Below are 25,929 nucleotides of genomic sequence, written 5' to 3' on the forward strand. Positions count from 1 at the left end.
AATTAGTTACTCTTTTTCTGTGCCGGAGCCTGGCCGTTGTTCTTGTCCTGCAATTGCGAAGGCACAAGAACGGTCGTGACGCGTTTGCCTTTTTCACTGGAGGCCTGCATTTTCTGCTCTTTCACCAGATAAGTGATTTTGTCGCCTTTGATATTGCTGTCCAGCTGTTCCAGGTAAGCATTACCGGTCAGGATGACCAGATCCTTCGCCAGTTCATAGTGCATATGCGAGGCATGGCCTTTCACCGGCTTGCCGTTGTCCTGCATCTGGTAGAAGGTGGCCGGGTTGCCATAACCATCGATAATCTCTTTGCCCTGCTCGCCGCCCGGTCGGGTAACGACCACTTTGTCGGCGTTGATTTTGATGGTGCCCTGGGTCATGACCACGTTGCCGGTAAAGGTGACGACGTTACCCTGCATATCCAGAGACTGGGTATCGGATTCAATATGAATCGGCTGTTCGGTGTCGCCAGTCACAGCAAGCGCGGGAAGACTGGCCGCCAGCAGCGCGCTGGCGATAACAACTTTAAGGCTGAGTTTGTTTGTTTTGAATTTCATAGGAGGTTCTAACCTTTTCAATCAGCTCGGCGTTTTTGCTGCGTAAGTTCCCGCGCATTCTTAAACCGCTGGAATTAAATGTTGTGCCATACAGGGTGACTAAATCCTGCGACGTGACATCCTGGGTGACCAGGTTGATCTGGGCGTTATCCGTCGTAATTTTTCGCAGTTGCGCGTCAGCGGTCAGGGCGTTGACTTCAACGTGACCATACAGGTAAAGCATACGGTCATTTGTCAGTTTTGCCCGGTCAGACTTGATAGACCACGTCGGCACTTTGTCCGTATCAAAGGTGGTCATGACCGGTTGGGTAAACCACGAAGTACCGTCATCTGAAAAATATTCTACATGCTGAGCAACGAGGCGATAGTTCAGCGCGCCTTCCGGGCTATAGACCACGGTGTCGCTGTGATCGCTTTTATAGGTCGGGTCGCTCGTGTTAACCACTTCCGCTTGCGTATCTTCGCGGTCGGCGAGGTTTACGCCAATCAGTACCAGGGCGACAAGCGCAAGCAGAATGATAACCCAACGTCTGGTTTTACTCATATCGATTGCCCTTTCGCCTCATCAAGCTTGCCCTGCGCCAGCAGAAGCAGATCGCAGACTTCACGGACGGCGCCCCGGCCACCGTGAATATGGGTAACATAATCAGCACGCGGGAGCAGCAGCGGGTGCGCGTCAGCCACGGCGATGCTCAGACCCACCTCCGCCATGACTGGCCAGTCGATCAAATCATCCCCGACGTATGCCACATTCTCTGGTGCAATGGCCAGTTTTCCCAACAGATCCCGGAAGGCTACCATCTTATCAGACTGCCCCTGATAGAGATGTGTAATGCCCAGCGTTTCACACCGATCTTCTACCAGTTTAGCTTTCCGCCCGGTGATGATTGCAACTTCAATACCGGACGTGAGCGCACAGCGGATACCGTAACCGTCGCGAACGTTAAAGGCTTTCAGCTCTTCGCCGTTATTGCCCATATAAATCAGACCGTCGGAGAGCACACCATCCACATCGAGGATCAGCAGGCGGATATTTTCCGCCTTTGCCATCATGTGGGCGCTCACCGGGCCATAACAGGTTGCAAGGGATGCACCCGCATTACTCATTGTCTTATCCTTCATTACACTACGCCAGCGCGCAGCAGATCATGCATATGTACCACACCCAGCAGTTGGTCGCCATCGGCAACCATCACTGAGGTAATATGACGGGACTGCATCAGGTTCAGTACATCTACCGCCAGCGTGCCCGGACGGACGCGGATCCCGCCTGGTGTCATTACATCAGCGATGCCCAGCGTTCGGACATCCACACCCATATCGAATACCCGGCGCAGGTCGCCGTCGGTGAAAATGCCCTGAATCTTCATCAGATCGTCGCAGATAACCGTCATGCCCAGGTTTTTACGGGTGATCTCCAGTAACGCGTCGCGCAAAGAGGCCTCTTTGCTGACGTGCGGGATCTCATCCCCGGTGTGCATAATATCGTTGACCCGCAGCAGCAGTTTGCGCCCGAGCGCGCCGCCGGGGTGAGACAGAGCGAAATCTTCAGGCGTAAAACCGCGGGCTTCCAGCAGCGCAACGGCAAGGGCATCGCCCATCACCAGCGCGGCGGTTGTGCTGGAGGTCGGCGCCAGCCCCAGCGGGCAGGCTTCTTTAGGCACCTTCACGCACAGGTGAATATCTGCCGCACGCGCCATGCTGCTTTCCGGGCGGCTGGTCATGCAAATCAGCGGTACGTGCAGACGCTTCAGCACCGGGATCAACGCCAGGATTTCATTCGATTCCCCGGAGTTGGACAGCGCAATAACCACGTCCTGCGGCGTAACCATGCCGAGGTCACCGTGCGCGGCTTCACCGGGATGAACGAAGAATGACGACGTGCCGGTACTGGCAAAGGTCGCCGCCATTTTGCGCCCGATATGGCCGGATTTGCCCATCCCCATCACCACGACTTTACCGGCGCAGTAGAACATCTTCTCACAGGCCAGACTAAAATCCTGATTAATGTACTGATCTAACTGCGCCAGACCTTCACGTTCAATCTCCAGAACGTCTTTGCCTGCTTTCTGAAAGTCAAAACCCGGCTGCAATTCTATTTGCGACATAATGCGTTTCCGTTTACCCAGAGAGAAGTGGCGAGAGCCAGTACAGCATCGCCAGCCATACGATAAATCCACCCGTCAGCAGCGCGCCCGCGCCTTTGCCGATCTGCTCTTTTCGCCGCCAGCAGAGCAGGGCGAAAATTACGCTGACCAGTAGCATCACACCGTAATCGCGCGTGAAGACCATAGGGTTAAACGGCCCCGGTGAGACTAATGCCGGCAGCCCCGTCACGATCGCGATATTGAAAATATTCGAGCCAATGATATTGCCGATGGCGATATCATCTTCCCCTTTACGCGCCCCGGCGATGGCGGTAGCCATCTCTGGCAGGCTGGTGCCGATGGCGATGACCGTCAGACCGATTGTCAGTTCGCTCATCGCAAACGCGTTCGCCAGCACCGTCGCGTTATCGACCACCATCCGCGTGGCCATTGGCATTATAATCAGCGCGACGCCCAGCCACAGCAGGGCGACGGGTAAGGTCCCTTCCCGTGGCAGCTCGGCGAGATGCTCACGCGTGAGGCTATCATTACCCTGTTTTTCCGCCAGACGTGCGATCTTCACGCTGTAAAGCAACCAGATCACGGCCAGGGCGAGCAGGAATATACCGTCACCGACGCTCAGCACCCCGTCATAAAGCACATAGCCTGCCAGCAGACTGACGACTAACATTAGCGGCAATTCACGACGCAAAACATCGGAATGTACGCGAAATGGATGCAGTAATGCGGCTAAGCCTAAAATCAGCAAGATATTGACGATGTTAGAGCCAATCGCAGTGCCAATAGCGAGGTCGACCTGGCCATGCAACGAGGCTGAAACAGAAACGATGATTTCAGGAAGCGATGTGCCTACACTGACCACCGTCATCCCAATAATGATGGGCGGCATGCCAATGAGTCGACAGAGAATGGATGCGGCAAAGACCAAACGGTCAGCACTGTAGACCACCAACAGTAAACCAATTATTAACAGTGCTGTTGCTAAAAGCATCAAAAGTCCTTTCTTCAGGTATACTCGCTGGTCCACTGCGCACGAATTTTAGCGCCAGATGAAGTCTGAGACGTGACGAATTCCTAATTTTGACTTTATGCGCCGGAAAAGTAAAACAAATGCCAGCTTTCGCTAACCCCAATAGTGAATATTCTGTAAAAATGCGGGGTTTAGGGCTGATTTACGCTTCATGCCAGCAGTGAAGCAAGGTAAGTAAGGAACCATAAATGAGCCAAACGATGGCGAATATAGTCGATGTCCGGGGCGTCAGTTTTTCTCGCGGCAACCGGGTGATATTTGATGATATTTCGCTGACCGTGCCGCGCGGTAAAATCACCGCCATCATGGGGCCGTCAGGGATCGGTAAAACGACGTTGCTGCGTCTTATCGGCGGGCAAATCCCCCCTGATAGCGGCGAAATTCTCTTCGACGGTGAAAACGTCCCGGAGATGTCTCGCTCGCGCCTCTACACGGTTCGCAAACGGATGAGCATGCTCTTTCAGTCGGGTGCGCTATTCACCGATATGAACGTATTTGACAACGTGGCCTATCCGCTGCGTGAGCATACCCATCTTCCTCCTGCGCTGTTGCACAGCACGGTGATGATGAAGCTCGAAGCCGTGGGGTTGCGGGGGGCTGCGAAACTTATGCCGTCCGAACTCTCGGGTGGGATGGCGCGCCGCGCCGCGCTGGCGCGTGCTATTGCCCTGGAACCCGATTTAATCATGTTCGATGAACCGTTCGTTGGGCAGGACCCTATCACCATGGGCGTGCTGGTGAAGTTAATCTCGGAGCTGAACAGCGCCCTTGGCGTCACCTGCGTGGTGGTTTCCCACGACGTGCCGGAAGTGCTGAGCATTGCTGATTACGCCTATATTGTGGCTGACAAAAAGATCGTCGCCCACGGCAGCGCTCAGGCGTTGCAGGAGAATGGCGATCCGCGCGTGCGGCAGTTCCTGGACGGTATCGCAGATGGGCCGGTGCCTTTCCGCTATCCGGCGGGCGACTATCATGACGATTTACTGGGAATAGGGAGTTAATCCACTCATGCTGTTAAATGCGTTGGCGGGTCTTGGACACCGTGGCCTAAAAACCATCAGTACGTTCGGGCGTGCCGGATTAATGTTGTTCAACGCGCTGGTTGGCAAACCGGAGTTCCGCAAGCATGCGCCGTTACTGGTGCGGCAGCTTTATAACGTCGGCGTGCTGTCGATGCTTATCATCATCGTGTCGGGTCTGTTTATTGGCATGGTGCTGGGGTTGCAGGGGTATCTGGTGCTGACAACCTACAGCGCGGAAACCAGCCTTGGCATGCTGGTGGCGCTCTCGCTGCTGCGTGAACTCGGGCCGGTTGTAGCAGCGCTGCTGTTCGCCGGGCGTGCCGGATCAGCGCTGACGGCTGAAATTGGCCTGATGCGCGCCACAGAGCAGCTCTCCAGTATGGAGATGATGGCGGTCGATCCGCTGCGCCGGGTGATCTCGCCGCGCTTCTGGGCCGGGGTTATCTCCTTGCCGTTACTGACTATCCTCTTTGTGGCGGTAGGTATCTGGGGAGGCGCGCTGGTTGGCGTCAACTGGAAAGGCATTGATGCCGGGTTCTTCTGGTCTGCCATGCAGGACGCCATCGATCTGCGGATGGATCTGGTGAACTGTCTGATCAAGAGCGTGGTTTTCGCTGTGACGGTTACCTGGATTGCGTTGTTTAATGGTTACGATGCCATTCCGACGTCGGCGGGCATTAGCCGTGCAACGACGCGTACTGTCGTACATTCGTCGCTGGCCGTTTTAGGTCTGGATTTTGTGCTCACCGCACTGATGTTTGGGAATTGAGTTCATGCAAACGAGAAAAAATGAAATTTGGGTTGGCGTGTTTTTGCTTCTGGCGCTGCTGGCCGCACTGTTTATCTGCCTGCGAGCGGCGGACATCACCTCTGTTCGCACCGAGCCGACGTATCGCGTCTACGCGACTTTCGATAATATCGGCGGCCTGAAGGCGCGCTCACCGGTCCGTATTGGTGGCGTCGTTATTGGACGTGTCGCTGACATTACGCTTGATGAGAAAACCTATCTGCCGCGCGTCGCAATGGATATCGAAGAACGCTATAACCACATTCCTGACACCAGCTCGCTCTCTATCCGCACCTCTGGCCTGCTGGGGGAGCAATATCTGGCCCTTAACGTTGGTTTTGAAGATCCTGAGCTGGGAACGTCTATCCTTAAAGACGGTAGCGTAATCCAGGATACCAAGTCAGCGATGGTGCTGGAAGATATGATTGGTCAGTTCCTTTACAACAGTAAAGGGGATGATAAAAAGTCTGACGATGCCCCTGCGCAGAGTAAAGACCACACCAACGTCGAACCGACGCCAGGCGCGACGAATTAATTTCAGGAGAAGTCATTCATGTTTAAACGACTGTTAATGGTTGCCATGCTGGTCATTGCCCCTCTAACCGCGGCGCACGCTGCGGATCAGAGTAACCCGTACAAACTGATGGATGAGGCCGCGAAGAAAACCTTCGACCGTCTTAAAAACGAACAGCCCAAAATCCGCGCTAACCCTGATTATCTGCGTGATGTGGTGGATCAGGAGCTGCTGCCGTATGTGCAGATCAAGTACGCGGGCGCACTGGTGCTGGGCCGTTACTACAAAGACGCGACCCCGGCGCAGCGCGAGGCTTACTTTGCGGCGTTCCGTGAATACCTGAAACAGGCTTACGGCCAAGCGCTGGCGATGTACCACGGGCAGACCTATCAGATTGCTCCTGAACAGCCGCTGGGCGATGCCACCATCATTCCTATCCGCGTGACGATTATCGATCCAAACGGTCGTCCACCGGTACGCCTGGACTTCCAGTGGCGTAAAAACAGCCAGACCGGAAACTGGCAGGCGTACGACATGATCGCTGAAGGCGTCAGCATGATCACCACTAAACAGAACGAGTGGAGCGATCTGCTGCGCACCAAAGGCATCGATGGCCTGACGGCTCAGCTTCAGTCCATCTCTCGTCAGAAAATTACCCTGGACGAGAAGAAGTAATGTCACAGCAGCTTAGCTGGGCGCGTGACGGCGAGACGTTGACGCTGACGGGAGAGCTGGATCAGGATCTGCTTAACCCGCTGTGGGACGCTCGCCATAACGCGATGCAGGGCGTGACGTTGATTGATCTCCATGGCGTCACGCGGGTAGATACCGCCGGTATCGCCCTGCTGGCGCACCTGGTGGCCACGGGCAAAAAGCAGGGGAGTAGCGTCACCCTGACGGGGGTAAGCGATAATGTCGTAACCCTTGCACAGCTTTACAATTTGCCTGAAGACGTATTACCTCGCTAACTTTTTCAGTACGTTACTTCCGAAAGCCCCGACAGTTTACGCGTCGGGGCTTTTTGCTTGTTTAAGACCGCGCCACTTTGCTCTAAGATGTTGAGCTTGTTTTCACTATCAGATGATGTAGACCCCATGGAAAATAATGAAATCCAGACAGTGCTGATGAATGCACTCTCCCTTCAGGAAGCCCACGTCTCTGGCGATGGCAGTCACTTCCAGGTTATTGCTGTGGGTGAGATGTTCGACGGAATGAGTCGCGTGAAGAAACAGCAGGCTGTGTACGCGCCGCTGATGGAATACATTGCGGATAACCGCATCCACGCCCTGTCGATTAAAGCGTTCACCCCACAGGAGTGGGCACGCGATCGCAAACTAAACGGTTTTTGAGCTGAGGGCGAAGCGCCCGCAGCACGGTTGAATTTATAAGAGAGCAAACGATGGATAAATTTCGTGTACAGGGACCCACGCGTCTCCAGGGCGAAGTCACAATTTCTGGCGCTAAAAACGCCGCGCTGCCCATTCTTTTCGCTGCGCTGCTCGCAGAAGAGCCGGTAGAGATCCAGAACGTACCGAAGCTGAAAGATATCGACACGACCATGAAGTTGCTCGGCCAGTTGGGCACCAAAGTGGAGCGTAACGGTTCCGTCTGGATCGATGCCAGCAACGTGAACAACTTCTCAGCGCCGTATGAGCTGGTGAAAACCATGCGTGCTTCCATCTGGGCGCTTGGCCCGCTGGTTGCGCGTTTCGGTCAGGGACAGGTTTCACTGCCGGGCGGATGCGCTATCGGCGCCCGTCCAGTCGACCTGCATATCTTCGGTCTGGAAAAGCTGGGCGCGGAGATCAAGCTGGAAGAGGGGTACGTTAAAGCGTCCGTCAATGGTCGCCTGAAAGGCGCGCACATTGTCATGGACAAAGTGAGCGTGGGCGCAACGGTAACCATCATGTCGGCTGCTACGCTGGCAGAAGGCACTACCATCATCGAAAACGCCGCCCGAGAGCCGGAAATCGTGGATACCGCGAACTTCCTGGTCGCGCTGGGGGCGAAGATCAGCGGGCAGGGCACAGACCGTATCACCATCGAAGGCGTTGAACGTCTGGGTGGTGGTGTGTACCGCGTACTGCCAGACCGTATCGAAACCGGTACTTTCCTGGTAGCGGCTGCCATTTCTGGCGGTAAGATTGTTTGTCGTAACGCACAACCGGATACCCTGGATGCGGTGCTGGCGAAACTGCGCGATGCGGGTGCGGACATTGAAATTGGTGAAGACTGGATCAGCCTCGATATGCACGGGCAGCGTCCTAAAGCCGTTAACGTGCGCACTGCGCCACATCCGGCATTCCCGACGGATATGCAGGCACAGTTCACCCTGTTGAACCTGGTGGCCGAAGGCACAGGCTTCATCACGGAAACTATCTTCGAAAACCGTTTCATGCACGTACCGGAACTGATCCGTATGGGTGCGCATGCTGAGATTGAAAGCAACACGGTCATTTGCCACGGCGTTGAAAAACTGTCCGGTGCGCAGGTGATGGCGACCGATCTGCGCGCGTCTGCGAGCCTCGTACTGGCAGGTTGTATTGCGGAAGGGACTACCGTTGTCGATCGTATCTACCACATCGATCGTGGTTACGAGCGTATTGAAGACAAACTGCGCGCGCTGGGTGCGAATATCGAGCGTGTGAAGGGCGAGTAATCGTTCCGGCACCCCCCTGCCAGAACAGGCCGGGGGATTGCTGTTCCTGTAAATCCGGGTGCATCAGTCCTGATGTGCTTTCTTCGCTTTGCTCTGGCGCATCATGCGCGTTCTGTCGATAAATTCATGAGTAATGGGATCGTGATAGCGTGACGGCCATATCACCCACGGATGCGTATCCAGCGCCGTCGCAATAATCAGTTCCCCCTTCGGCCATGGGCGGGTCAGGGCGTTTGCCAGCGTCGACGAGCTCAGCCCATGACGACGTGATTCGGCAGCCAGCGATGTCCCTTTTTTACGCAGTGCCGCAATAATGTCAGCAGAATGCCAGTCGATGAATTTTGTATCCATAATGCTGTCCTTGTGTTCGTTATCGTCCACGTCGTTTCGTGTGAAAAGACAGCATTACTATACTCACTTCGAACATCTGTTCTAAAAAGTTCATGTTACGAGAAGCAATATTCAGAATAAGGCACGGCTTTATACATACGGCCTGTAACCTGATGAGCTTACGCGTAAATGTAATTTATTGGTGCGTACTGGAACCTCCCTACGAGATCGCAGGGAGATGAGGAGGGGATTAACGGTCGCGCTGGACGGCGATGTGCGCGAGGCCGATTAGCGCATCACGCCATGGGCTGTCGGGAATGACCTGAATTGCGGCGATGGCTTTGTCTGCTTCTTCTTCAGCACGCTGACGCGTCCATTCAAGGGAACCACAGATGGCCATTGTTTCCAGTACCGGTTCCAGAAGATGGCGACCATTTCCCTGCTCGATAGCCTCCCGGATCATTTTCGCCTGCTCTGGTGTGCCATTGCGCATCGCGTGGAGCAGCGGCAGCGTTGGCTTGCCTTCGTTCAGGTCATCGCCAACGTTTTTACCGAGCGTTTCGCCATCCGCGCTGTAGTCCAGCAAATCATCAATCAGCTGGAACGCGGTGCCGAGGTAACGGCCGTAGTCCTGAAGCCCTTTTTCCTGAGCTTCGCTACAGCCTGCCAGAATGCCGGAGCACTGCGCGGCGGCTTCAAACAGACGTGCGGTCTTGCTGTAAATCACCCGCATATAGTTTTCTTCGGTGATGTCCGGGTCGTTGACGTTCATCAACTGTAGGACTTCGCCTTCAGCGATAACGTTTACGGCTTCTGACATCACTTCCAGCACCTTCAGCGAGCCAAGGCTGGTCATCATCTGGAAGGCTCGGGTATAGATAAAATCCCCTACCAGAACGCTTGCCGCATTACCAAACGCGGCATTGGCGGTGGCTTTGCCACGACGCATGTCTGATTCATCCACAACATCGTCATGAAGCAGGGTGGCGGTGTGGATAAATTCGATCAGCGCCGCGATCGTGACGTGGGCATTTCCCTGATAGCCAACCGCGCGTGCGGCCAGAATGGCAATCATCGGACGAATACGTTTACCGCCGCCGCTGACGATGTAATAGCCCAACTGATTGATCAGCTGAACGTCAGAGTTGAGTTGCTCCAGGATTGCTGCATTCACACCCGCCATATCTTGCGCGGTTAACTCATTGATTTTTTCTAAATTCATCGCAAAAGCCGGGCTTTTTATCCTGTTTATCCCACACGAGATGGGTACACAAAGGGTTTCGGTTTATAAATAGTATTGCTGATTGTACTGAAAAAATGGCTCAGATAAACGTTACCGTACGTGTTGTGTTTTTTTTCTTCATGTATTGATGGTAGCACTTGTCAAAGGCTCGCGTTTTGCGTAATATTCGCGCCCTATTGTGAATATTTATAGCGCACTCTGAATCATACGAGGATGTGCGCGGAAGCGGAGTTTATATGTACGCGGTTTTCCAAAGTGGTGGTAAACAACACCGAGTAAGCGAAGGTCAGACCGTTCGCCTGGAAAAGCTGGACATCGCAACTGGCGAATCTGTTGAGTTCGCTGAAGTTCTGATGATCGCAAACGGTGAAGAAGTCAAAATCGGCGTTCCTTTCGTTGATGGCGGCGTTATCAAAGCTGAAGTTGTTGCTCACGGTCGTGGCGAGAAAGTTAAAATCGTTAAGTTTCGTCGTCGTAAACACTATCGTAAGCAGCAGGGCCACCGTCAGTGGTTCACTGATGTGAAAATTACTGGCATCAGCGCCTAAGACCTGAGGAGAGATTTAAATGGCACATAAAAAGGCTGGCGGCTCCACACGTAACGGTCGCGATTCAGAAGCTAAACGCCTGGGCGTTAAGCGTTTCGGTGGCGAATCCGTTCTGGCGGGTAGCATCATCGTTCGTCAGCGTGGCACCAAGTTCCACGCGGGTACCAACGTAGGTTGCGGTCGTGACCACACTCTGTTTGCTAAAGCAGACGGTAAAGTGAAATTTGAAGTTAAAGGCCCGAACAACCGTAAATACATCAGCATCGTTGCTGAGTAAGGTTTTCTCGGTCCGGTAACGGATTAAAGCCCCGCAACGTGTTGCGGGGCTTTTTACATTGGAAACCCGGAAAATTTTCTGTAGGGAAAACGGGCATGAAGCAGCAGGCCGGCATTGGTATTCTTTTGGCGCTCACTACCGCGATGTGCTGGGGTGCGCTGCCAATTGCAATGAAGCAGGTACTGGAAGTGATGGAACCGCCCACGGTGGTGTTTTATCGCTTCCTGATGGCAAGTATAGGCCTGGGCGCCATTCTGGCCGTCAAAGGTAAGCTGCCACCGCTGCGCATCTTCCGAAAACCGCGCTGGCTGGTGTTACTGGCTATCGCGACGGGCGGTCTGTTCGGTAACTTCATTCTGTTCAGCTCTTCCCTGCAATATCTTAGCCCTACAGCGTCGCAGGTGATTGGTCAGCTATCACCGGTCGGCATGATGGTCGCCAGCGTATTCATCCTCAAGGAGAAGATGCGCGGTACGCAGATCATCGGGGCAAGCATGTTGCTTTGCGGTCTGGTGATGTTCTTTAACACCAGTCTGATCGAGATTTTTACCCGCCTGACGGATTACACCTGGGGTGTCATTTTTGGGGTGGGTGCAGCAACGGTCTGGGTGAGTTATGGCGTCGCGCAAAAGGTGTTATTGCGTCGACTTGCCTCACAGCAGATCCTCTTTTTACTGTACACTTTGTGTACACTGGCATTATTGCCGTTAGCTAAGCCGGGGGTGATTACCCAGCTCAGCGACTGGCAACTGGCGTGCCTCATTTTTTGTGGGCTGAACACGCTGGTCGGTTATGGCGCGCTGGCTGAAGCCATGGCGCGCTGGCAGGCAGCACAGGTGAGCGCCTTAATCACGCTTACCCCGCTGTTTACGCTGTTATTTTCAGATTTGTTATCAATGGCCTGGCCCGATGTCTTCGTCAAGCCGATGCTCAACCTGTTGGGTTATCTCGGTGCGTTTGTCGTGGTTGCGGGCGCGATGTATTCCGCCATTGGTCATCGTCTCTGGGGGCGTTGGCGCAAAAATGAAGCGGTTGTAATAGTCCCCCGCTCAGGCGAATGAGTTACGGAGAGTAAAATGAAGTTTGTTGATGAAGCGACGATTCTGGTCGTGGCAGGTGATGGCGGTAACGGTTGTGTAAGCTTCCGCCGTGAAAAATATATTCCTCGTGGCGGTCCTGACGGCGGTGACGGTGGGGACGGTGGCGACGTGTGGCTGGAGGCGGATGAAAACCTCAACACGCTGATCGACTACCGTTTCGAAAAATCTTTCCGCGCCGAACGTGGGCAGAATGGCCAGAGCCGCGACTGTACCGGTAAACGCGGTAAAGACGTGACGATCAAAGTGCCGGTAGGTACGCGTGTCATCGATCAGGGCACGGGCGAAACCATGGGTGATATGACCAAACACGGTCAGCGCCTGATGGTGGCGAAAGGCGGCTGGCACGGTCTGGGTAACAGCCGTTTCAAATCTTCCGTTAACCGTACCCCGCGTCAGAAAACCATGGGTACCCCGGGTGATAAGCGCGACCTGCAACTGGAACTGATGCTGCTGGCGGATGTGGGGATGCTGGGTATGCCAAACGCCGGTAAATCGACGTTTATCCGTGCGGTCTCTGCGGCGAAACCAAAAGTGGCGGATTATCCGTTTACGACACTGGTACCGAGCCTGGGCGTTGTCCGTATGGATAACGAGAAGAGCTTCGTGGTCGCTGACATCCCGGGTCTGATTGAAGGGGCAGCAGAAGGCGCCGGTCTGGGGATTCGCTTCCTGAAGCACCTTGAGCGTTGTCGCGTACTGTTGCACCTCATCGACATCGATCCAATCGACGGTTCCGATCCGGTTGAAAACGCCCGTATCATTATCGGTGAGCTGGAGAAATACAGTGAAAAACTGGCGCAAAAACCGCGCTGGCTGGTATTTAACAAGATCGACCTGATGGATAAAGCGGAAGCTGAAGCGAAAGCGAAAGCGATTGCCGAAGCGATGGGTTGGGAAGATAAGTACTACCTGATCTCTGCCGCCAGCCAGGTTGGCGTGAAAGATCTCTGCTGGGATGTGATGACCTTTATCATCGAGAATCCGGTTGTTCAGGCAGAAGAGGCGAAACAGCCTGAAAAAGTCGAATTCATGTGGGATGACTACCACCGCCAGCAGCTCGAAGAGCTGGAAGCGGAAGAAGATGATGAAGACTGGGACGATGACTGGGATGAAGACGACGAAGAAGGCGTCGAGTTCATCTACAAGCACTAACCTCAGTATAAAGCCCCTTAACGGGGCTTTTTTTTATCCTATTTTCGCCGGTAACCAACAGCTGGCGATGAGGCCGCCCGCAGCGCCGTTCTCCAGCGTTAAATGGCCATGATGGAGCTGTACGATACGCTGTACGATGCTCAGCCCAAGGCCGCTGCCGCCGTAGCGCTGGTCGAGACGTCGGAAAGGTTCGGTGATCGACTGGCGGTGTGCCTCATCAATACCCGGCCCCTGATCGGTAACGCTCACCTGGGTACCGCTTTCCATCGCTGTTAATGCCACTTCAATGGTTGTGCCTGCCGGGCTGTAGCGGGCGGCATTCTCCAGAAGGTTCCTTAGCATCAGACGTAACAGGACGGCGTCCCCCTGAACCGTCAGCGCGCTGTGGGCCGGCCATATCACCGTATGCTCTTTGGCTTCATGCTCCAGGCTAAGCGGAGCAATGATCGTCTCAGTCCAGTTCACGGTATCGTAATGGCCGCTGGCCATCGCCTGTCCGGCACGCGCCAGCATCAGCAGCTGTTCCACCGTGTGCATCAACTGATCGATCCGGTTTATCAGTGGTGTGGCCTGCGGGGAACCGGACTGAGCCATCAGTTCCAGATGGAGCCTGATCCCCGCAAGCGGCGTACGTAACTCGTGTGCCGCATCGGCGGTAAACAGGCGTTCCTGTTGAATAGTGTGGTCCAGCCGGGCGAGGAGTTGATTGAGCGATGTGGTCACAGCGCCTATCTCTTCCATATCAGAATACATCGGCAGGGGAGTCAGATTATCCGCCGAACGGTTCGCAAGGCTGGAGCGAAGTTTGTTGAGTGGTCGGGTGATCCAGGTGACTGCCCAGAATGAGAAGAGCAGGGTAAAACCGACCATCACCAGAGAAGGGACCAGCAGGGAGGCAATGGCTTCGCGGATCTCTTTTTCGACATGGTTGTTGCGCGCTTTCGCAGACAACGTTTCGTTCACCAGAAAACCGATTTGCTCGCGGCTCTCATGCCACAGCCAGACTACGCTAATGAGTTGAAAAAATAGCAGTATAACCGCCAGCAACACCATTAATCGCCGGCGCATACTGTTCATTTCTGGCTCTCCAGACGGTAACCCACGCCGCGTACGGTTTTGATGCGATCTTTACCGAGCTTGCGGCGCAGATTATGAATGTGAACTTCAAGCGTGTTTGATCCTGGATCGTCCTGCCAGGAGTAGATGTCCTGTTGCAGCGTTTCACGGTGCACGGTCTGCCCGCTGCGCATGATCAGACGCGTCAGCAGAGCGAACTCTTTTGGGGTCACTTCCACAGGCTGAGACTGGCGCAGCACCTGCTGAGTTTGCAGATTGAGGGTGATATCCCCGTCCGTCAGCAGGTTGTCGCTGTGGCCCTGATAGCGGCGGATCAACGCCCGTACGCGAGCCTGTAGCTCGGCAAGGGCGAAGGGTTTTACCAGATAATCGTCAGCGCCAGAATCCAGCCCGTTAATTCTGTCTTCAATGGCATCGCGGGCGGTGAGAATCAATACGGGATTCTCCACTCCGCGACGACGCCACTGGCAGAGCAGCGTCGCGCCGTCTTTATCCGGCAGTCCCAAATCCAGGATCACAAGGCTGTATTCTCCGCTCTGGATCAAGGCATCTGCTTCAGCCGCCGTGGCGGCACAATCCAGGGCGTAGCCCTCATTCCCCAGCGCCAGCGCTAACCCTTCCTGTAATAACAGATCGTCTTCAACTATCAGTAGTTTCATCGCTAGTTATTCTGGTAGATGTCCTTATAGAGCCTGCTTTCGAAACGCACCAGTGGAATACGACGATTGCGCTGGTCAGCCGGTTCGACGGCATAGCCGGAAAGATACTGCACAAAGGCCATGCGTTGCCCGCTGGCTGTCGTGATAAAACCGGCAAGGTTGTAAACGCCTTGCAGGGAACCCGTTTTGGCTGACACTTTGCCATCCACGCCTGCAGCGTGAAGGCCCGCACGGTACTGAAGTGACCCATCGTGTCCGGCGAGCGGCAGCATTGTAATAAAGTTTAGCTCAGCGTCATGCTGAGCGATGTACTGCAACACCTGCATCATGGTGGCCGGTGAGATCAGGTTATGGCGCGATAAACCAGAACCGTCGACAGCGATCGTATTGCCCAGATCGATACCCGCCTGCTGGCGCAGGATCTGACGTACGGCATCAGAACCGGCCCGCCAGGTTCCTGGCACACCAAAGCGCGCGTGCCCGATCATACGGAACACCGTGTCGGCAATCATGTTATCCGACTTTTTCAGCATAATCTTAAGCAAATCATGCAGTGGCGCGGACTGTTTACTGGCAATCACCGTGCCTGGTTCATTCACCTGCGTCTGGCGCAGCAGCGTTCCGGTGTAGGTTATGCCCGCCTGCTTCAGTTCATCTTTAAAAATGGCACCGGCATAGCCTGCGCCATCCTGAATGGCAAAGGCCAGCGGGAGGGGATCGGCCCGCTGGGTCAGGCAGCCGGTGAGCGTATAGCGATTGAGATCGCCCGGTACCACGTCGAGCTCACAATACTGTGCCTCCGGGGAGCCTTTCGCCAGCGTCCGCACCTGGCTGAACATCGTGACCGGGTAGTAAGACGCCACGCGGATAAACGCTAAGTCATTGGGTTTTGGCGCGCTGTAAAGCGATACGGAGAAGCAGTTACGGTCAACGATGGCGGCGGCTGGCGGGGCGCTAAAGCACTGCGTCATGTCGTTCCATGGCCAGCCAGGCGCTTTATCGTGGCTGGCGAAAATGGAGGTGTCGATCAGCACGTTGCCATCAATTTTTGTTACGCCGGATTTTTTCAGTACCGCCACCATGTTGCGGACATCCTGGCGCTTAAAGGTGGGATCGCCACCAAAACGGGCGATAAGATCGCCTTTCAGTTCGCCACCCTCAACGTTACCTCTGGTTTCAAGGGTGGTAGTAAAACGGAAGTCAGGCCCGAGCTGGAGCAGGGCGGCGAGGGCAGTGATCACCTTCTGGGTACTGGCAGGCAGCGCCATCTGTTGACTGTGATAGTCAATCTCGGGAGCCTGCGCGCCAACCTTCTGCACCATCAGGGCAAGGTTCGCGCCGGTGGGCAGTTGATTAATGTACTCATCAACATTCGCGGCCTGAACGGTGAACGTTATACTGGTAGTCAATCCGATGATAAAACTGGAAAATCGCATAATCTCGCGCTAACAACCCGAAAACAAACCGTCATACTACGGTGCATGGCACTGTAAAGTAAACGATGACCCATAGTGAACTTCGCGGTAAAATGCGTATCAAATTGAAAAATTGCTGCTGACCTGGGGCGTTGCTCCCGGGTCGGTTTTCTTTTTGCTTCTGGCCTGTTCAGGTGGGCTGGAGCAGGGAACACTGCTCCCAACAGGAATGTTTAAGAGGTATAACAAATGCAAGCTATTCCGATGACCTTACGTGGTGCCGAAAAACTGCGCGAAGAGCTGGATTTTCTGAAATCCGTACGTCGCCCTGAAATCATCGCCGCTATCGCGGATGCGCGTGAGCATGGCGACCTGAAAGAGAATGCTGAATACCACGCGGCGCGTGAGCAGCAGGGTTTCTGCGAGGGGCGTATCAAAGATATCGAAGCGAAACTGTCCAACGCGCAGGTTATCGATATCACTAAAATGCCAAACAACGGTCGCGTGATCTTCGGCTCTACCGTCACCGTCCTGAATCTGGACAACGACGAAGAGCAAACCTATCGCATCGTGGGTGATGATGAAGCGGACTTCAAACAGAACCTGATTTCGGTGAACTCCCCGATTGCTCGCGGCCTGATTGGCAAAGAGCAGGATGATGTTGTGATTATCCGCACCCCGGGTGGCGAAGTGGAATACGAAATTATTAAGGTTGAATACCTGTAATTCGCTTCTCTTCTAAGATGTTGATACATTGTAAAGAAAAGAAAAAGGCCGCATAGCGGCCTTTTATCAACTCAAGGAGCATGGCATTTTGCTCGCCTGCTGAAAGAAATCCCTCGTTTCACACAGAAAATGTGTTTGATTCAGGATATCCTTAACGTGGCAGCGAGATTTTGCGCTCTTTAGATGGGCGATAGAGCACCAGCGTTTTACCGATGACCTGTACATTACAGGCGCCGGTTTCGCGCACGATGGCTTCCACGATCAGGTTTTTAGTGTCTCTGTCTTCAGAGGCGATTTTCACCTTGATCAGCTCGTGGTGTTCCAGCGCTTGTTCAATCTCGGCAAGCACCCCTTCGGTCAAACCATTGTTGCCAAGCATCACTACAGGCTTGAGCGGATGTGCCAGACCTTTAAGGTGCTGTTTTTGTTTAGTACTCAGATTCATCGTATATTTTTGCTTACGTTGGGATTGAAAACGGTTCATTCTACCGCCATCTCCCTAATATCGCCAAATAGCTGCGTAGAAATTTACGTCACAGGCAAGTAACGATGAACCAGGACGGAAATGTTAAATGACAGGTAAAAAGCGTTCTGCCAGCTCCAGCCGCTGGCTTCAGGAACACTTTAGCGATAAATATGTTCAACAGGCGCAGAAAAAGGGGTTACGTTCCCGCGCCTGGTTTAAACTTGATGAAATACAGCAAAGTGACAAACTTTTTAAACCGGGAATGACGGTGGTCGACCTCGGTGCGGCACCTGGCGGATGGTCTCAGTATGCGGTTACGCAGATCGGCGGAACGGGCCGAATCATCGCATGCGATCTTTTACCAATGGATCCCATCGTCGGTGTCGACTTCCTTCAGGGCGACTTTCGTGATGAATTAGTGCTTAAAGCATTACTTGATCGTGTAGGTGACAGTAAGGTCCAGGTTGTCATGTCGGATATGGCACCAAATATGTGTGGAACACCGGCGGTGGATATCCCCCGCGCCATGTATCTGGTGGAACTAGCGTTAGAAATGTGTCGTGATGTACTAGCGCCTGGTGGTAGTTTTGTTGTGAAGGTGTTTCAGGGCGAAGGTTTCGAGGAGTATCTTAAGGAAATTCGCTCCCTGTTTGCGAAGGTCAAAGTTCGTAAGCCGGACTCTTCCCGGGCCCGTTCCCGTGAAGTGTATATTGTAGCGACCGGGCGAAAATGATAACCGGTAGATTTCAGGCGAAAGTTTGAATGAAACTGGATATAGAGTATCCTGACGCTGTTTTTAACACAGTTGTAATATGAGGTTAATCCCTTGAGTGACATGGCGAAAAACCTAATACTCTGGCTGGTCATTGCCGTTGTGCTGATGTCAGTTTTCCAGAGCTTTGGGCCCAGCGAGTCGAATGGCCGCAAGGTGGATTATTCTACCTTCCTGCAAGAGGTCAATCAGGACCAGGTTCGCGAAGCGCGTATCAACGGACGTGAGATCAACGTTACCAAGAAAGATAGTAACCGTTACACGACTTACATCCCGGTGAACGATCCTAAGCTGCTTGATAACCTTCTGACCAAAAACGTCAAAGTGGTAGGCGAGCCGCCGGAAGAACCAAGCCTGTTGGCTTCTATCTTCATTTCCTGGTTCCCGATGCTGCTTCTTATCGGTGTCTGGATCTTCTTTATGCGCCAGATGCAGGGCGGTGGTGGCAAAGGTGCCATGTCGTTCGGTAAGAGCAAGGCGCGTATGCTGACGGAAGACCAGATCAAGACCACCTTTGCTGACGTAGCAGGTTGTGACGAAGCAAAAGAAGAGGTGGGTGAACTGGTTGAATACCTGCGCGAGCCGAGCCGTTTCCAGAAACTGGGCGGTAAGATCCCGAAAGGCGTCCTGATGGTCGGCCCTCCGGGTACCGGTAAAACCCTGCTGGCAAAAGCCATCGCGGGTGAAGCGAAGGTCCCGTTCTTTACTATTTCAGGTTCTGACTTCGTTGAAATGTTCGTCGGTGTCGGTGCATCTCGTGTGCGTGACATGTTCGAGCAGGCTAAGAAGGCAGCACCGTGCATCATCTTCATCGATGAAATCGACGCCGTTGGCCGCCAGCGTGGCGCAGGCCTGGGCGGTGGTCACGATGAACGTGAGCAGACCCTGAACCAGATGCTGGTTGAAATGGACGGCTTTGAAGGTAACGAAGGTATCATCGTTATCGCGGCAACTAACCGTCCAGACGTACTCGACCCTGCGCTGCTGCGTCCAGGCCGTTTCGACCGTCAGGTTGTGGTCGGTCTGCCGGATGTTCGTGGTCGTGAACAGATCCTGAAAGTGCATATGCGTCGCGTACCGCTGGCGCCAGATATCGACGCGGCAATCATCGCGCGTGGTACTCCAGGCTTCTCCGGTGCGGATCTGGCTAACCTGGTCAACGAGGCAGCACTGTTTGCCGCTCGCGGTAACAAGCGTGTAGTGTCCATGGTGGAATTTGAGAAAGCGAAAGACAAAATCATGATGGGTGCGGAACGTCGCTCCATGGTGATGACGGAAGCGCAGAAAGAGTCCACGGCATATCACGAAGCGGGCCACGCGATTATCGGTCGTCTGGTGCCGGAACACGATCCGGTACACAAGGTGACGATCATTCCACGCGGTCGTGCGTTGGGTGTGACCTTCTTCCTGCCTGAAGGCGACGCGATCAGCGCCAGCCGTCAGAAGCTGGAAAGTCAGATTTCAACCCTGTACGGCGGTCGTCTGGCAGAAGAGATCATCTACGGTGCGGAACATGTTTCCACCGGTGCGTCGAACGATATTAAAGTGGCGACAAACCTGGCACGTAACATGGTGACCCAGTGGGGCTTCTCCGACAAACTCGGTCCGCTGCTCTATGCAGAAGAAGAGGGCGAAGTATTCCTGGGCCGCTCCGTGGCAAAAGCGAAACATATGTCCGATGAAACGGCTCGTATCATCGACCAGGAAGTGAAAGCGCTGATTGAGCGTAACTACGCTCGCGCCCGTCAGATCCTGAATGACAATATGGACATCCTGCATTCGATGAAAGATGCGCTCATGAAATATGAGACCATCGATGCGCCGCAGATTGACGACCTGATGGCTCGCCGCGAAGTGCGTCCGCCAGCAGGCTGGGAAGACCCAGGCGCGTCTAACAATTCTGACAACAATGGCACCCCGCGTGCACCGCGTCCGGTCGATGAACCGCGTACGCCAAACCCGGGCAACACCATGTCAGAGCAGTTGGGCGACAAGTAAGTCACTGCTGTTGAAGCGTTTGTCTGTACATCAAACCCTGGAGTGTGCTCCGGGGTTTTTCTTTTTTATATAACCATGAAAATAACAGGGATTTAGCCATGAAACTCTTCGCCCAGGACTCGCATCTCGACCTTTCACATCCGCATGTGATGGGGATCCTGAATGTCACGCCTGATTCCTTCTCTGACGGCGGCACGCATAACTCGCTTATCGACGCGGTTAAACACGCGAATTTAATGATCAACGCGGGTGCCACCATCATTGACGTTGGAGGGGAGTCAACGCGGCCTGGCGCGGCGGAGGTTTCGGTGGAAGAAGAGCTGGCGCGCGTGGTGCCGGTGGTGGAGGCTATCGCCCGGCGCTTTGAAGTGTGGATCTCCGTTGATACCTCCAAACCCGAAGTGATCCGTGAAGTGGCGAGAGTGGGCGCTCACATTATCAATGATATCCGCTCGCTGACCGAGCCGGGCGCAATTGAAGCCGCCGCTGAAACCGGGCTACCGGTGTGTCTGATGCATATGCAGGGCCAGCCTAAGACAATGCAGGAGGCGCCAAAATATGAAGATGTGTTTGCCGACGTCACCCGCTTCTTTATTGAGCATATCGAACGCTGTGAACGTGCGGGTATCGCAAAAGAGAAATTGCTGCTCGACCCGGGCTTCGGTTTCGGTAAAAATCTCTCACACAATTACGCGTTGCTTGCGCGCTTATCAGAGTTTCATCAGTTCGGCCTGCCACTGCTGGTGGGAATGTCGAGAAAATCGATGATTGGTCAGTTGTTGAATATCGGGCCGAACGAACGTCTGAGCGGCAGTCTGGCCTGCGCGGTGATTGCCGCGATGCAAGGTGCACACATCATTCGCGTCCATGACGTAAAAGAAACAGTAGAAGCCATGCGTGTGGTGGAAGCCACACTGGCAGCGAAGGAAAACAAACGCTATGAGTAATCGTAAATATTTTGGTACCGATGGCATCCGTGGGCGCGTAGGCGATGCGCCAATTACCCCTGACTTTGTCCTGAAGCTGGGTTGGGCGGCGGGTAAGGTACTGGCGCGTCATGGCTCCCGTAAGATCATTATTGGTAAAGATACCCGTATTTCGGGTTATATGCTGGAGTCCGCGCTGGAAGCCGGGCTGGCGGCGGCGGGGCTTTCAGCTTCCTTTACGGGGCCAATGCCGACCCCTGCTGTTGCCTATCTGACTCGTACCTTCCGTGCGGAAGCGGGTATCGTCATTTCAGCTTCTCATAATCCGTTCTATGACAACGGTATCAAATTCTTCTCCATCGACGGCACTAAACTGCCGGATGACGTGGAAGAGGCGATTGAAGCGGAAATGGAGAAAGAGATCACCTGTGTCGACTCCGCTGAACTGGGTAAAGCCAACCGTATTGTCGATGCCGCAGGCCGCTACATTGAATTCTGCAAAGGCACGTTCCCGAATGAACTGAGCCTGGCACACCTCAAAATTGTGGTGGACTGTGCAAACGGTGCGACCTATCACATTGCGCCGAATGTTTTCCGCGAGCTGGGCGCGAAAGTGATCACCATCGGCTGCGAGCCGGACGGTCTGAACATCAATGAAGAAGTCGGCGCGACAGACGTGCGTGCCTTGCAGGCGCGTGTACTGGCTGAAAAAGCCGATCTGGGTATTGCCCTGGATGGCGATGGCGACCGTGTGATCATGGTTGACCACGAAGGTAACAAGGTCGATGGCGATCAGATCCTCTACATTATTGCGCGTGAAGGCCTGCGTCAGGGGCAACTGCGCGGTGGCGCGGTGGGCACGCTGATGAGCAATATGGGTCTGGAGCTGGCGCTGAAACAGCTGGGCATCCCGTTTGTTCGCGCGAAAGTGGGTGACCGCTACGTGCTGGAAAAACTTCAGGAAAAAGGCTGGCGCATTGGCGCGGAAAACTCCGGCCACGTGATCCTGCTCGATAAAACCACCACCGGTGACGGCATTGTGGCGGCGCTTCAGGTTGTTGCCGCGATGGCGCGTAACCATATGAGCCTGCACGATCTGTGCAGCGGCATGAAAATGTTCCCGCAGATCCTGGTGAACGTGCGTTTCACCGCTGGTAAAGGCGACCCGCTGGAAAATGATAACGTGAAAGCGGTGATGGCAGAGGTGGAAGCGACGCTTGGCAGCCGTGGACGCGTCCTGCTGCGTAAGTCGGGTACCGAGCCGCTGATCCGCGTGATGGTGGAAGGTGAAGACGAAGCGCAGGTAACTGAATTTGCGCACCGCATTGCGGATGCAGTGAAAGCTGCATAATCTTCCAGAATAAGTGTTTAAAAAGGCGGCGTTTGCCGCCTTTGTTTTAAGCAATTAATGGCTTTTTGCTGTTTTTTTCCGCAGTTGATACAATGCCTCGAAAATGCCCTTGCGAAGGTGATTCGCTTTGGTTAGTATTCACACCCGCTTCAGTGGGAAACAAAATCCTGCTAATTGGTCGAAGCATTGGTATGCGGCAAATCCGCAAGGAACAGGTTGATTATGTACGAAGCTCTTTTAGTTATTTTCCTTATTGTAGCCATCGCTCTCGTAGCGCTGATTATGCTGCAGCAAGGTAAAGGCGCTGATATGGGAGCCTCCTTCGGAGCAGGCGCTTCCGGTACGCTGTTCGGTTCAAGTGGTTCTGCGAACTTCATGACCCGTACGACGGCGATTCTGGCTACGCTGTTCTTCATCATCAGTCTGGTGCTGGGCAATATCAACAGCAACAAGACCAGTAAAGGAAGCGAGTGGGAAAATCTGAGCGCGCCAGCAAAAACTGAGCAAACTCAGCCAGCTGCACCGGCTAAGCCAACCAGCGATATCCCGCAGTAAGTATTCAGTACCGAGGTGGTGGAATTGGTAGACACGCTACCTTGAGGTGGTAGTGCCCTAACGGGCTTGTGGGTTCGAGTCCCATCCTCGGTACCAATATTCCAGAAGAAAGACGTCGCAAGACGTCTTTTTTTTCGTCTGTACATTCTGTGTTTCCGATCTATTGTAGGGCGGGTAAGCGCAGCGCCGCCCGCCGTTTTGCCCGGTGGCGCTGCGCTTACCGGGCCTACGAAGACCACAAAAAAGGCGCCCATTGGGCGCCTTTTGCATGTCTTGCTGTCGATCACTTCTTATCGCTGTGTTCCAGGTTCTCAACCTGCGGCAGACCATTACCGGAATTCGCGGAGAGCAGGCCATTCTCAACATAGTTGAACAGCTTCTCACGGGTATCGGTGATGTCCAGGTTACGCATGGTCAGCTGGCCAATACGATCGTCCGGAGAGAATACTGACTCACCTTTCTCCATGGTCAGACGCTCTGCTTTATAGGTCAGGTTGTCAGACAGGGTATTGAGGATGGAGTAATCATTGCCGCGACGCAGTTCCAGCGTCACTTCGCCGGTGATTGCGCTCGCCACCCAACGTTGCAGGGCGTCACGCAGCATCAGCGCTTGTGGATCAAACCAGCGACCCTGATACAGCAGTTTGCCCAGCTGACGGCCATGAGCGTGATACTGCTCAATGGTGTCTTCGTTGTGAATACCGGTCAGCAGACGCTCGTAAGCGATGTGCAGCAGCGCCATCCCCGGAGCTTCGTAAATGCCACGGCTTTTCGCTTCGATGATACGGTTTTCGATCTGATCGCTCATACCCAGACCGTGACGACCGCCGATGCGGTTTGCTTCCAGCATCAGTTCAACATCGTCTGAGAAGGTTTTACCGTTCAGGGCAACCGGATGACCGCGTTCGAAACGCACGGTCACTTCTTCCGCCGGGATCTTCACGTTCTCATCCCAGAATTTTACGCCCATGATCGGGTTAACAATTTTTACGCTGGAGTTCAGGAATTCCAGGTCTTTCGCTTCGTGCGTCGCACCCAGCATGTTGGAGTCGGTTGAGTAGGCTTTCTCAACGGACATCTTATAGTCAAAGCCGCAGGCAATCATAAACTCAGACATTTCATGACGGCCACCCAGTTCGTCGATGAAGTCGGTATCCAGCCACGGTTTGTAGACCTGCAACTCGGCGTTGGTCAGCAGACCGTAACGATAGAAACGTTCAATATCGTTGCCTTTATAGGTACTGCCATCACCCCAGATGTTCACGCCATCTTCTTTCATGGCGGCGACCAGCATGGTGCCGGTGACAGCACGACCCAGCGGAGTGGTATTAAAATAGGTCAGGCCGCCGGTAGTGTTATGAAAAGCACCGCACTGGATAGCGGCAATGCCTTCAGCGACCAGTTGCTTACGGCAGTCAATCAGACGTGCGTTCTCTGCGCCATACTCCATGGCACGACGAGGGATCGCGTCATAATCTTCCTCGTCCGGCTGACCCAGGTTCGCTGTATATGCATACGGAACCGCTCCCTTCTGGCGCATCCACAGCAGTGCAGCGCTGGTATCCAGGCCGCCTGAGAAAGCGATGCCAATACGTTGTCCTACCGGAAGATGCTTGAGAATCGTCGTCATAGAATAAAACCCTGCTTGATTGACTGATTAGAGACCGCTTTCGCTCTCTTGTGCATTTTTATGCAAAATAAGTGAGTATTCATTTAATCATCTTTTGTCGAAGACCGAAAGAGACTCGTGCGTTTTTTGTAAAAAAATTGGTCTGTTCTGTCTGGCAGAAGCTGGGTTGACAGGTGGGGTCAACTATCAATATACTAAACGCCGATTTTACGTCCCGTCTTCGGTACCAAATCCCAGCATTATTTGCAAATTCTGTCCAAAACGCGTAGAATTTGCCACGTTTCAGGCGCGGGGTGGAGCAGCCTGGTAGCTCGTCGGGCTCATAACCCGAAGGTCGTCGGTTCAAATCCGGCCCCCGCAACCACTTTCCTATAAAGTTCTTTTTCAAATATACTGTGAAGACTTAGAGCCTTCGTAGCTGGATTTGAAAAAATTCTTTCGGAAAGTGCTCCAGGCCACAGTTGTGGCTATAGGGTTCAGTTATCTAAAGCCCCGATTTATCGGGGTTTTTTGTTATCTGACTACAGAATAACTGGGCTTTACGCCCTTTTTTTATGTCTTGGGGGTGGGCTTGTCCACATTAGAGCAAAAATTAACAGAGATGATTACTGCACCGGTCGAAGCACTGGGCTACGAACTGGTCGGCATCGAATTCGTTCGCGGCCGCACATCGACGCTGCGCATCTATATTGATAGTGAAGATGGCATCAATGTTGATGATTGTGCTGATGTCAGCCACCAGGTGAGTGCGGTTCTTGATGTTGAAGATCCGATTACCGTTGCGTACAACCTGGAAGTTTCCTCACCTGGCCTCGATCGTCCGATGTTCACGGCCGAGCACTATGTGCGCTTTACCGGTGAAGAAGTGGCTCTCGTTCTGCGTATGGCCGTACAGAACCGCCGTAAATGGCAGGGAATTATCAAAGCCGTTGATGGTGAAATGATCACGGTGACAGTCGAAGGCAAAGATGAAGTGTTCGCGCTGAGTAATATCCAGAAGGCGAACTTGGTTCCCCACTTTTAACAG

30 protein-coding genes and 2 tRNA genes are annotated in these 25,929 nt (G+C 53.8%); 20 read left to right on the plus strand and 12 right to left on the minus strand.

The features are described 5' to 3' along the window. Positions 1–2: 2 nt before the first annotated feature. Genes lptA through C3451_RS13630 form a run of 5 tightly spaced genes read right to left on the minus strand, consistent with a single transcriptional unit; the run spans position 3 to position 3,656 of the window. On the minus strand, positions 3–557 hold the full coding sequence (lptA, locus tag C3451_RS13610; RefSeq protein ID WP_006812136.1) for a lipopolysaccharide ABC transporter substrate-binding protein LptA: 555 nt from the start codon (positions 555–557) through the stop codon (positions 3–5). Next, complete coding sequence (gene lptC / locus C3451_RS13615; protein ID WP_022649529.1) at positions 526–1,101, minus strand: LPS export ABC transporter periplasmic protein LptC; 576 nt, start codon at positions 1,099–1,101, stop codon at positions 526–528. The genes lptA and lptC overlap by 32 nt, the downstream gene beginning before the upstream one ends. Continuing rightward, positions 1,098–1,664 (minus strand): 3-deoxy-manno-octulosonate-8-phosphatase KdsC, encoded by a 567-nt coding sequence (gene kdsC / locus C3451_RS13620; protein ID WP_045622106.1) that lies wholly within the window; start codon positions 1,662–1,664, stop codon positions 1,098–1,100. The genes lptC and kdsC overlap by 4 nt, the downstream gene beginning before the upstream one ends. A 14-nt stretch (positions 1,665–1,678) precedes the next feature. Next, on the minus strand, positions 1,679–2,665 hold the full coding sequence (gene kdsD, locus C3451_RS13625) for an arabinose-5-phosphate isomerase KdsD (protein ID WP_003861853.1): 987 nt from the start codon (positions 2,663–2,665) through the stop codon (positions 1,679–1,681). Positions 2,666–2,678: 13 nt separating this feature from the next. Beyond that, on the minus strand, positions 2,679–3,656 hold the full coding sequence (locus C3451_RS13630) for a calcium/sodium antiporter (RefSeq protein WP_045622105.1): 978 nt from the start codon (positions 3,654–3,656) through the stop codon (positions 2,679–2,681). Between the two features lie 227 nt (positions 3,657–3,883). Between C3451_RS13630 and mlaF the strand changes: the two genes are divergently transcribed. The 7 genes from mlaF to murA all read left to right on the plus strand — a co-directional run bounded on the left by mlaF (position 3,884) and on the right by murA (position 8,677). Beyond that, a complete protein-coding gene (gene mlaF / locus C3451_RS13635) occupies positions 3,884–4,696 on the plus strand; it encodes a phospholipid ABC transporter ATP-binding protein MlaF (RefSeq protein ID WP_022649527.1) in 813 nt (270 codons plus the stop codon). Positions 4,697–4,703: 7 nt separating this feature from the next. Beyond that, complete coding sequence (gene mlaE, locus C3451_RS13640) at positions 4,704–5,486, plus strand: lipid asymmetry maintenance ABC transporter permease subunit MlaE (protein WP_003861848.1); 783 nt, start codon at positions 4,704–4,706, stop codon at positions 5,484–5,486. A 4-nt stretch (positions 5,487–5,490) separates the two neighbouring features. Beyond that, positions 5,491–6,039 carry an outer membrane lipid asymmetry maintenance protein MlaD gene (gene mlaD, locus C3451_RS13645; RefSeq protein WP_045622132.1) on the plus strand — a complete coding sequence of 183 codons (549 nt, stop codon included), beginning with the start codon at positions 5,491–5,493 and terminating at the stop codon, positions 6,037–6,039. Positions 6,040–6,057: 18 nt separating this feature from the next. Further along, a complete protein-coding gene (gene mlaC, locus C3451_RS13650; RefSeq protein ID WP_023307064.1) occupies positions 6,058–6,693 on the plus strand; it encodes a phospholipid-binding protein MlaC in 636 nt (211 codons plus the stop codon). Next, the gene (mlaB, locus tag C3451_RS13655) at positions 6,693–6,986 is read left to right on the plus strand and encodes a lipid asymmetry maintenance protein MlaB (RefSeq protein WP_022649525.1); all 294 of its coding nucleotides are present in this window, start codon (positions 6,693–6,695) and stop codon (positions 6,984–6,986) included. The genes mlaC and mlaB overlap by 1 nt, the downstream gene beginning before the upstream one ends. 126 nt (positions 6,987–7,112) lie before the next feature. Further along, the gene (ibaG, locus tag C3451_RS13660; protein WP_003861840.1) at positions 7,113–7,367 is read left to right on the plus strand and encodes a BolA family iron metabolism protein IbaG; all 255 of its coding nucleotides are present in this window, start codon (positions 7,113–7,115) and stop codon (positions 7,365–7,367) included. Between the two features lie 50 nt (positions 7,368–7,417). After that, positions 7,418–8,677 carry a UDP-N-acetylglucosamine 1-carboxyvinyltransferase gene (gene murA / locus C3451_RS13665; RefSeq protein WP_006812128.1) on the plus strand — a complete coding sequence of 420 codons (1,260 nt, stop codon included), beginning with the start codon at positions 7,418–7,420 and terminating at the stop codon, positions 8,675–8,677. 63 nt (positions 8,678–8,740) lie between these two features. Here murA and sfsB read toward each other — a convergent pair whose 3' ends face one another. Together sfsB and ispB are read right to left on the minus strand one after the other, a co-directional pair. Continuing rightward, positions 8,741–9,028 carry a DNA-binding transcriptional regulator SfsB gene (gene sfsB / locus C3451_RS13670; RefSeq protein WP_022649524.1) on the minus strand — a complete coding sequence of 96 codons (288 nt, stop codon included), beginning with the start codon at positions 9,026–9,028 and terminating at the stop codon, positions 8,741–8,743. 229 nt (positions 9,029–9,257) lie between these two features. Next, complete coding sequence (gene ispB / locus C3451_RS13675; RefSeq protein WP_006812126.1) at positions 9,258–10,229, minus strand: octaprenyl diphosphate synthase; 972 nt, start codon at positions 10,227–10,229, stop codon at positions 9,258–9,260. A 257-nt stretch (positions 10,230–10,486) separates the two neighbouring features. Here ispB and rplU point away from each other — a divergent pair, with 257 nt between their 5' ends. The 4 genes from rplU to cgtA all read left to right on the plus strand — a co-directional run bounded on the left by rplU (position 10,487) and on the right by cgtA (position 13,327). Then, entirely contained in the window at positions 10,487–10,798 is a 312-nt protein-coding gene (gene rplU, locus C3451_RS13680; protein WP_003025032.1) for a 50S ribosomal protein L21, read from the plus strand. A gap of 19 nt (positions 10,799–10,817) precedes the next feature. Then, positions 10,818–11,075, plus strand: a complete 258-nt coding sequence (gene rpmA, locus C3451_RS13685; protein WP_003861831.1) for a 50S ribosomal protein L27 — start codon at positions 10,818–10,820, stop codon at positions 11,073–11,075. A gap of 95 nt (positions 11,076–11,170) precedes the next feature. Beyond that, entirely contained in the window at positions 11,171–12,136 is a 966-nt protein-coding gene (locus C3451_RS13690) for a DMT family transporter (RefSeq protein WP_003861826.1), read from the plus strand. A 15-nt stretch (positions 12,137–12,151) separates the two neighbouring features. Further along, positions 12,152–13,327, plus strand: a complete 1,176-nt coding sequence (gene cgtA / locus C3451_RS13695; RefSeq protein ID WP_003861823.1) for an Obg family GTPase CgtA — start codon at positions 12,152–12,154, stop codon at positions 13,325–13,327. A gap of 33 nt (positions 13,328–13,360) precedes the next feature. Here the strand turns inward: cgtA and pmrB are convergent, their stop codons facing one another. The 3 genes from pmrB to dacB are packed head-to-tail and all read right to left on the minus strand — an operon-like array spanning position 13,361 to position 16,499. After that, positions 13,361–14,404, minus strand: coding sequence for a two-component system sensor histidine kinase PmrB (pmrB, locus tag C3451_RS13700; RefSeq protein ID WP_045622103.1), 1,044 nt, complete (start codon positions 14,402–14,404; stop codon positions 13,361–13,363). Next, positions 14,401–15,063 (minus strand): two-component system response regulator PmrA, encoded by a 663-nt coding sequence (gene pmrA, locus C3451_RS13705; protein ID WP_003861819.1) that lies wholly within the window; start codon positions 15,061–15,063, stop codon positions 14,401–14,403. The genes pmrB and pmrA overlap by 4 nt, the downstream gene beginning before the upstream one ends. Before the next feature lie 2 nt (positions 15,064–15,065). After that, positions 15,066–16,499 carry a serine-type D-Ala-D-Ala carboxypeptidase gene (gene dacB / locus C3451_RS13710; protein WP_063139193.1) on the minus strand — a complete coding sequence of 478 codons (1,434 nt, stop codon included), beginning with the start codon at positions 16,497–16,499 and terminating at the stop codon, positions 15,066–15,068. A gap of 228 nt (positions 16,500–16,727) precedes the next feature. Between dacB and greA the strand changes: the two genes are divergently transcribed. Next, complete coding sequence (greA, locus tag C3451_RS13715; protein WP_023298719.1) at positions 16,728–17,204, plus strand: transcription elongation factor GreA; 477 nt, start codon at positions 16,728–16,730, stop codon at positions 17,202–17,204. Positions 17,205–17,355: 151 nt separating this feature from the next. On the opposite strand, the gene yhbY is transcribed toward greA, so the two are convergent. After that, positions 17,356–17,649, minus strand: a complete 294-nt coding sequence (gene yhbY / locus C3451_RS13720; RefSeq protein WP_003861814.1) for a ribosome assembly RNA-binding protein YhbY — start codon at positions 17,647–17,649, stop codon at positions 17,356–17,358. A gap of 127 nt (positions 17,650–17,776) precedes the next feature. Between yhbY and rlmE the strand changes: the two genes are divergently transcribed. The 6 genes from rlmE to C3451_RS13750 all read left to right on the plus strand — a co-directional run bounded on the left by rlmE (position 17,777) and on the right by C3451_RS13750 (position 23,368). Further along, complete coding sequence (rlmE, locus tag C3451_RS13725) at positions 17,777–18,403, plus strand: 23S rRNA (uridine(2552)-2'-O)-methyltransferase RlmE (protein ID WP_003861812.1); 627 nt, start codon at positions 17,777–17,779, stop codon at positions 18,401–18,403. Positions 18,404–18,505: 102 nt separating this feature from the next. Then, the gene (ftsH, locus tag C3451_RS13730) at positions 18,506–20,440 is read left to right on the plus strand and encodes an ATP-dependent zinc metalloprotease FtsH (RefSeq protein ID WP_003861810.1); all 1,935 of its coding nucleotides are present in this window, start codon (positions 18,506–18,508) and stop codon (positions 20,438–20,440) included. 98 nt (positions 20,441–20,538) lie between these two features. Continuing rightward, positions 20,539–21,387, plus strand: a complete 849-nt coding sequence (folP, locus tag C3451_RS13735; protein WP_045622101.1) for a dihydropteroate synthase — start codon at positions 20,539–20,541, stop codon at positions 21,385–21,387. Then, positions 21,380–22,717, plus strand: coding sequence for a phosphoglucosamine mutase (glmM, locus tag C3451_RS13740; RefSeq protein WP_003861804.1), 1,338 nt, complete (start codon positions 21,380–21,382; stop codon positions 22,715–22,717). The genes folP and glmM overlap by 8 nt, the downstream gene beginning before the upstream one ends. A 222-nt stretch (positions 22,718–22,939) precedes the next feature. After that, a complete protein-coding gene (gene secG, locus C3451_RS13745; RefSeq protein ID WP_003861803.1) occupies positions 22,940–23,272 on the plus strand; it encodes a preprotein translocase subunit SecG in 333 nt (110 codons plus the stop codon). Between the two features lie 9 nt (positions 23,273–23,281). Beyond that, positions 23,282–23,368: transfer RNA gene (locus C3451_RS13750), tRNA-Leu, on the plus strand. A 187-nt stretch (positions 23,369–23,555) separates the two neighbouring features. Here the strand turns inward: C3451_RS13750 and argG are convergent. Then, positions 23,556–24,902 (minus strand): argininosuccinate synthase, encoded by a 1,347-nt coding sequence (gene argG, locus C3451_RS13755; RefSeq protein WP_045622099.1) that lies wholly within the window; start codon positions 24,900–24,902, stop codon positions 23,556–23,558. Between the two features lie 287 nt (positions 24,903–25,189). Between argG and C3451_RS13760 the strand changes: the two genes are divergently transcribed. Continuing rightward, positions 25,190–25,266 (plus strand) — tRNA-Met (locus C3451_RS13760). 207 nt (positions 25,267–25,473) lie between these two features. Next, the gene (gene rimP, locus C3451_RS13765) at positions 25,474–25,926 is read left to right on the plus strand and encodes a ribosome maturation factor RimP (protein ID WP_014833432.1); all 453 of its coding nucleotides are present in this window, start codon (positions 25,474–25,476) and stop codon (positions 25,924–25,926) included. Positions 25,927–25,929 lie beyond the last annotated feature (3 nt).

This window comes from Enterobacter sp. 301B (assembly GCF_003850715.1).
In the GTDB taxonomy this organism is placed as follows: Bacteria; Pseudomonadota; Gammaproteobacteria; order Enterobacterales; family Enterobacteriaceae; genus Enterobacter; species Enterobacter intestinihominis.

Coding starts and splice junctions, on each gene's coding strand:
- pmrA (WP_003861819.1), bottom strand. CDS start 15,063: ATGAAACTACTGATAGTTGAAGACGATCTGTTATTACAGGAAGGGTTA.
- C3451_RS13630 (WP_045622105.1), bottom strand. CDS start 3,656: ATGCTTTTAGCAACAGCACTGTTAATAATTGGTTTACTGTTGGTGGTC.
- mlaD (WP_045622132.1), top strand. CDS start 5,491: ATGCAAACGAGAAAAAATGAAATTTGGGTTGGCGTGTTTTTGCTTCTG.
- rpmA (WP_003861831.1), top strand. CDS start 10,818: ATGGCACATAAAAAGGCTGGCGGCTCCACACGTAACGGTCGCGATTCA.
- dacB (WP_063139193.1), bottom strand. CDS start 16,499: ATGCGATTTTCCAGTTTTATCATCGGATTGACTACCAGTATAACGTTC.
- pmrB (WP_045622103.1), bottom strand. CDS start 14,404: ATGAACAGTATGCGCCGGCGATTAATGGTGTTGCTGGCGGTTATACTG.
- ispB (WP_006812126.1), bottom strand. CDS start 10,229: ATGAATTTAGAAAAAATCAATGAGTTAACCGCGCAAGATATGGCGGGT.
- mlaC (WP_023307064.1), top strand. CDS start 6,058: ATGTTTAAACGACTGTTAATGGTTGCCATGCTGGTCATTGCCCCTCTA.
- folP (WP_045622101.1), top strand. CDS start 20,539: ATGAAACTCTTCGCCCAGGACTCGCATCTCGACCTTTCACATCCGCAT.
- greA (WP_023298719.1), top strand. CDS start 16,728: ATGCAAGCTATTCCGATGACCTTACGTGGTGCCGAAAAACTGCGCGAA.
- secG (WP_003861803.1), top strand. CDS start 22,940: ATGTACGAAGCTCTTTTAGTTATTTTCCTTATTGTAGCCATCGCTCTC.
- kdsC (WP_045622106.1), bottom strand. CDS start 1,664: ATGAGTAATGCGGGTGCATCCCTTGCAACCTGTTATGGCCCGGTGAGC.
- C3451_RS13690 (WP_003861826.1), top strand. CDS start 11,171: ATGAAGCAGCAGGCCGGCATTGGTATTCTTTTGGCGCTCACTACCGCG.
- ftsH (WP_003861810.1), top strand. CDS start 18,506: ATGGCGAAAAACCTAATACTCTGGCTGGTCATTGCCGTTGTGCTGATG.
- rlmE (WP_003861812.1), top strand. CDS start 17,777: ATGACAGGTAAAAAGCGTTCTGCCAGCTCCAGCCGCTGGCTTCAGGAA.
- cgtA (WP_003861823.1), top strand. CDS start 12,152: ATGAAGTTTGTTGATGAAGCGACGATTCTGGTCGTGGCAGGTGATGGC.
- yhbY (WP_003861814.1), bottom strand. CDS start 17,649: ATGAATCTGAGTACTAAACAAAAACAGCACCTTAAAGGTCTGGCACAT.
- murA (WP_006812128.1), top strand. CDS start 7,418: ATGGATAAATTTCGTGTACAGGGACCCACGCGTCTCCAGGGCGAAGTC.
- rplU (WP_003025032.1), top strand. CDS start 10,487: ATGTACGCGGTTTTCCAAAGTGGTGGTAAACAACACCGAGTAAGCGAA.
- ibaG (WP_003861840.1), top strand. CDS start 7,113: ATGGAAAATAATGAAATCCAGACAGTGCTGATGAATGCACTCTCCCTT.
- mlaE (WP_003861848.1), top strand. CDS start 4,704: ATGCTGTTAAATGCGTTGGCGGGTCTTGGACACCGTGGCCTAAAAACC.
- lptA (WP_006812136.1), bottom strand. CDS start 557: ATGAAATTCAAAACAAACAAACTCAGCCTTAAAGTTGTTATCGCCAGC.
- mlaF (WP_022649527.1), top strand. CDS start 3,884: ATGAGCCAAACGATGGCGAATATAGTCGATGTCCGGGGCGTCAGTTTT.
- glmM (WP_003861804.1), top strand. CDS start 21,380: ATGAGTAATCGTAAATATTTTGGTACCGATGGCATCCGTGGGCGCGTA.
- sfsB (WP_022649524.1), bottom strand. CDS start 9,028: ATGGATACAAAATTCATCGACTGGCATTCTGCTGACATTATTGCGGCA.
- kdsD (WP_003861853.1), bottom strand. CDS start 2,665: ATGTCGCAAATAGAATTGCAGCCGGGTTTTGACTTTCAGAAAGCAGGC.
- lptC (WP_022649529.1), bottom strand. CDS start 1,101: ATGAGTAAAACCAGACGTTGGGTTATCATTCTGCTTGCGCTTGTCGCC.
- argG (WP_045622099.1), bottom strand. CDS start 24,902: ATGACGACGATTCTCAAGCATCTTCCGGTAGGACAACGTATTGGCATC.
- mlaB (WP_022649525.1), top strand. CDS start 6,693: ATGTCACAGCAGCTTAGCTGGGCGCGTGACGGCGAGACGTTGACGCTG.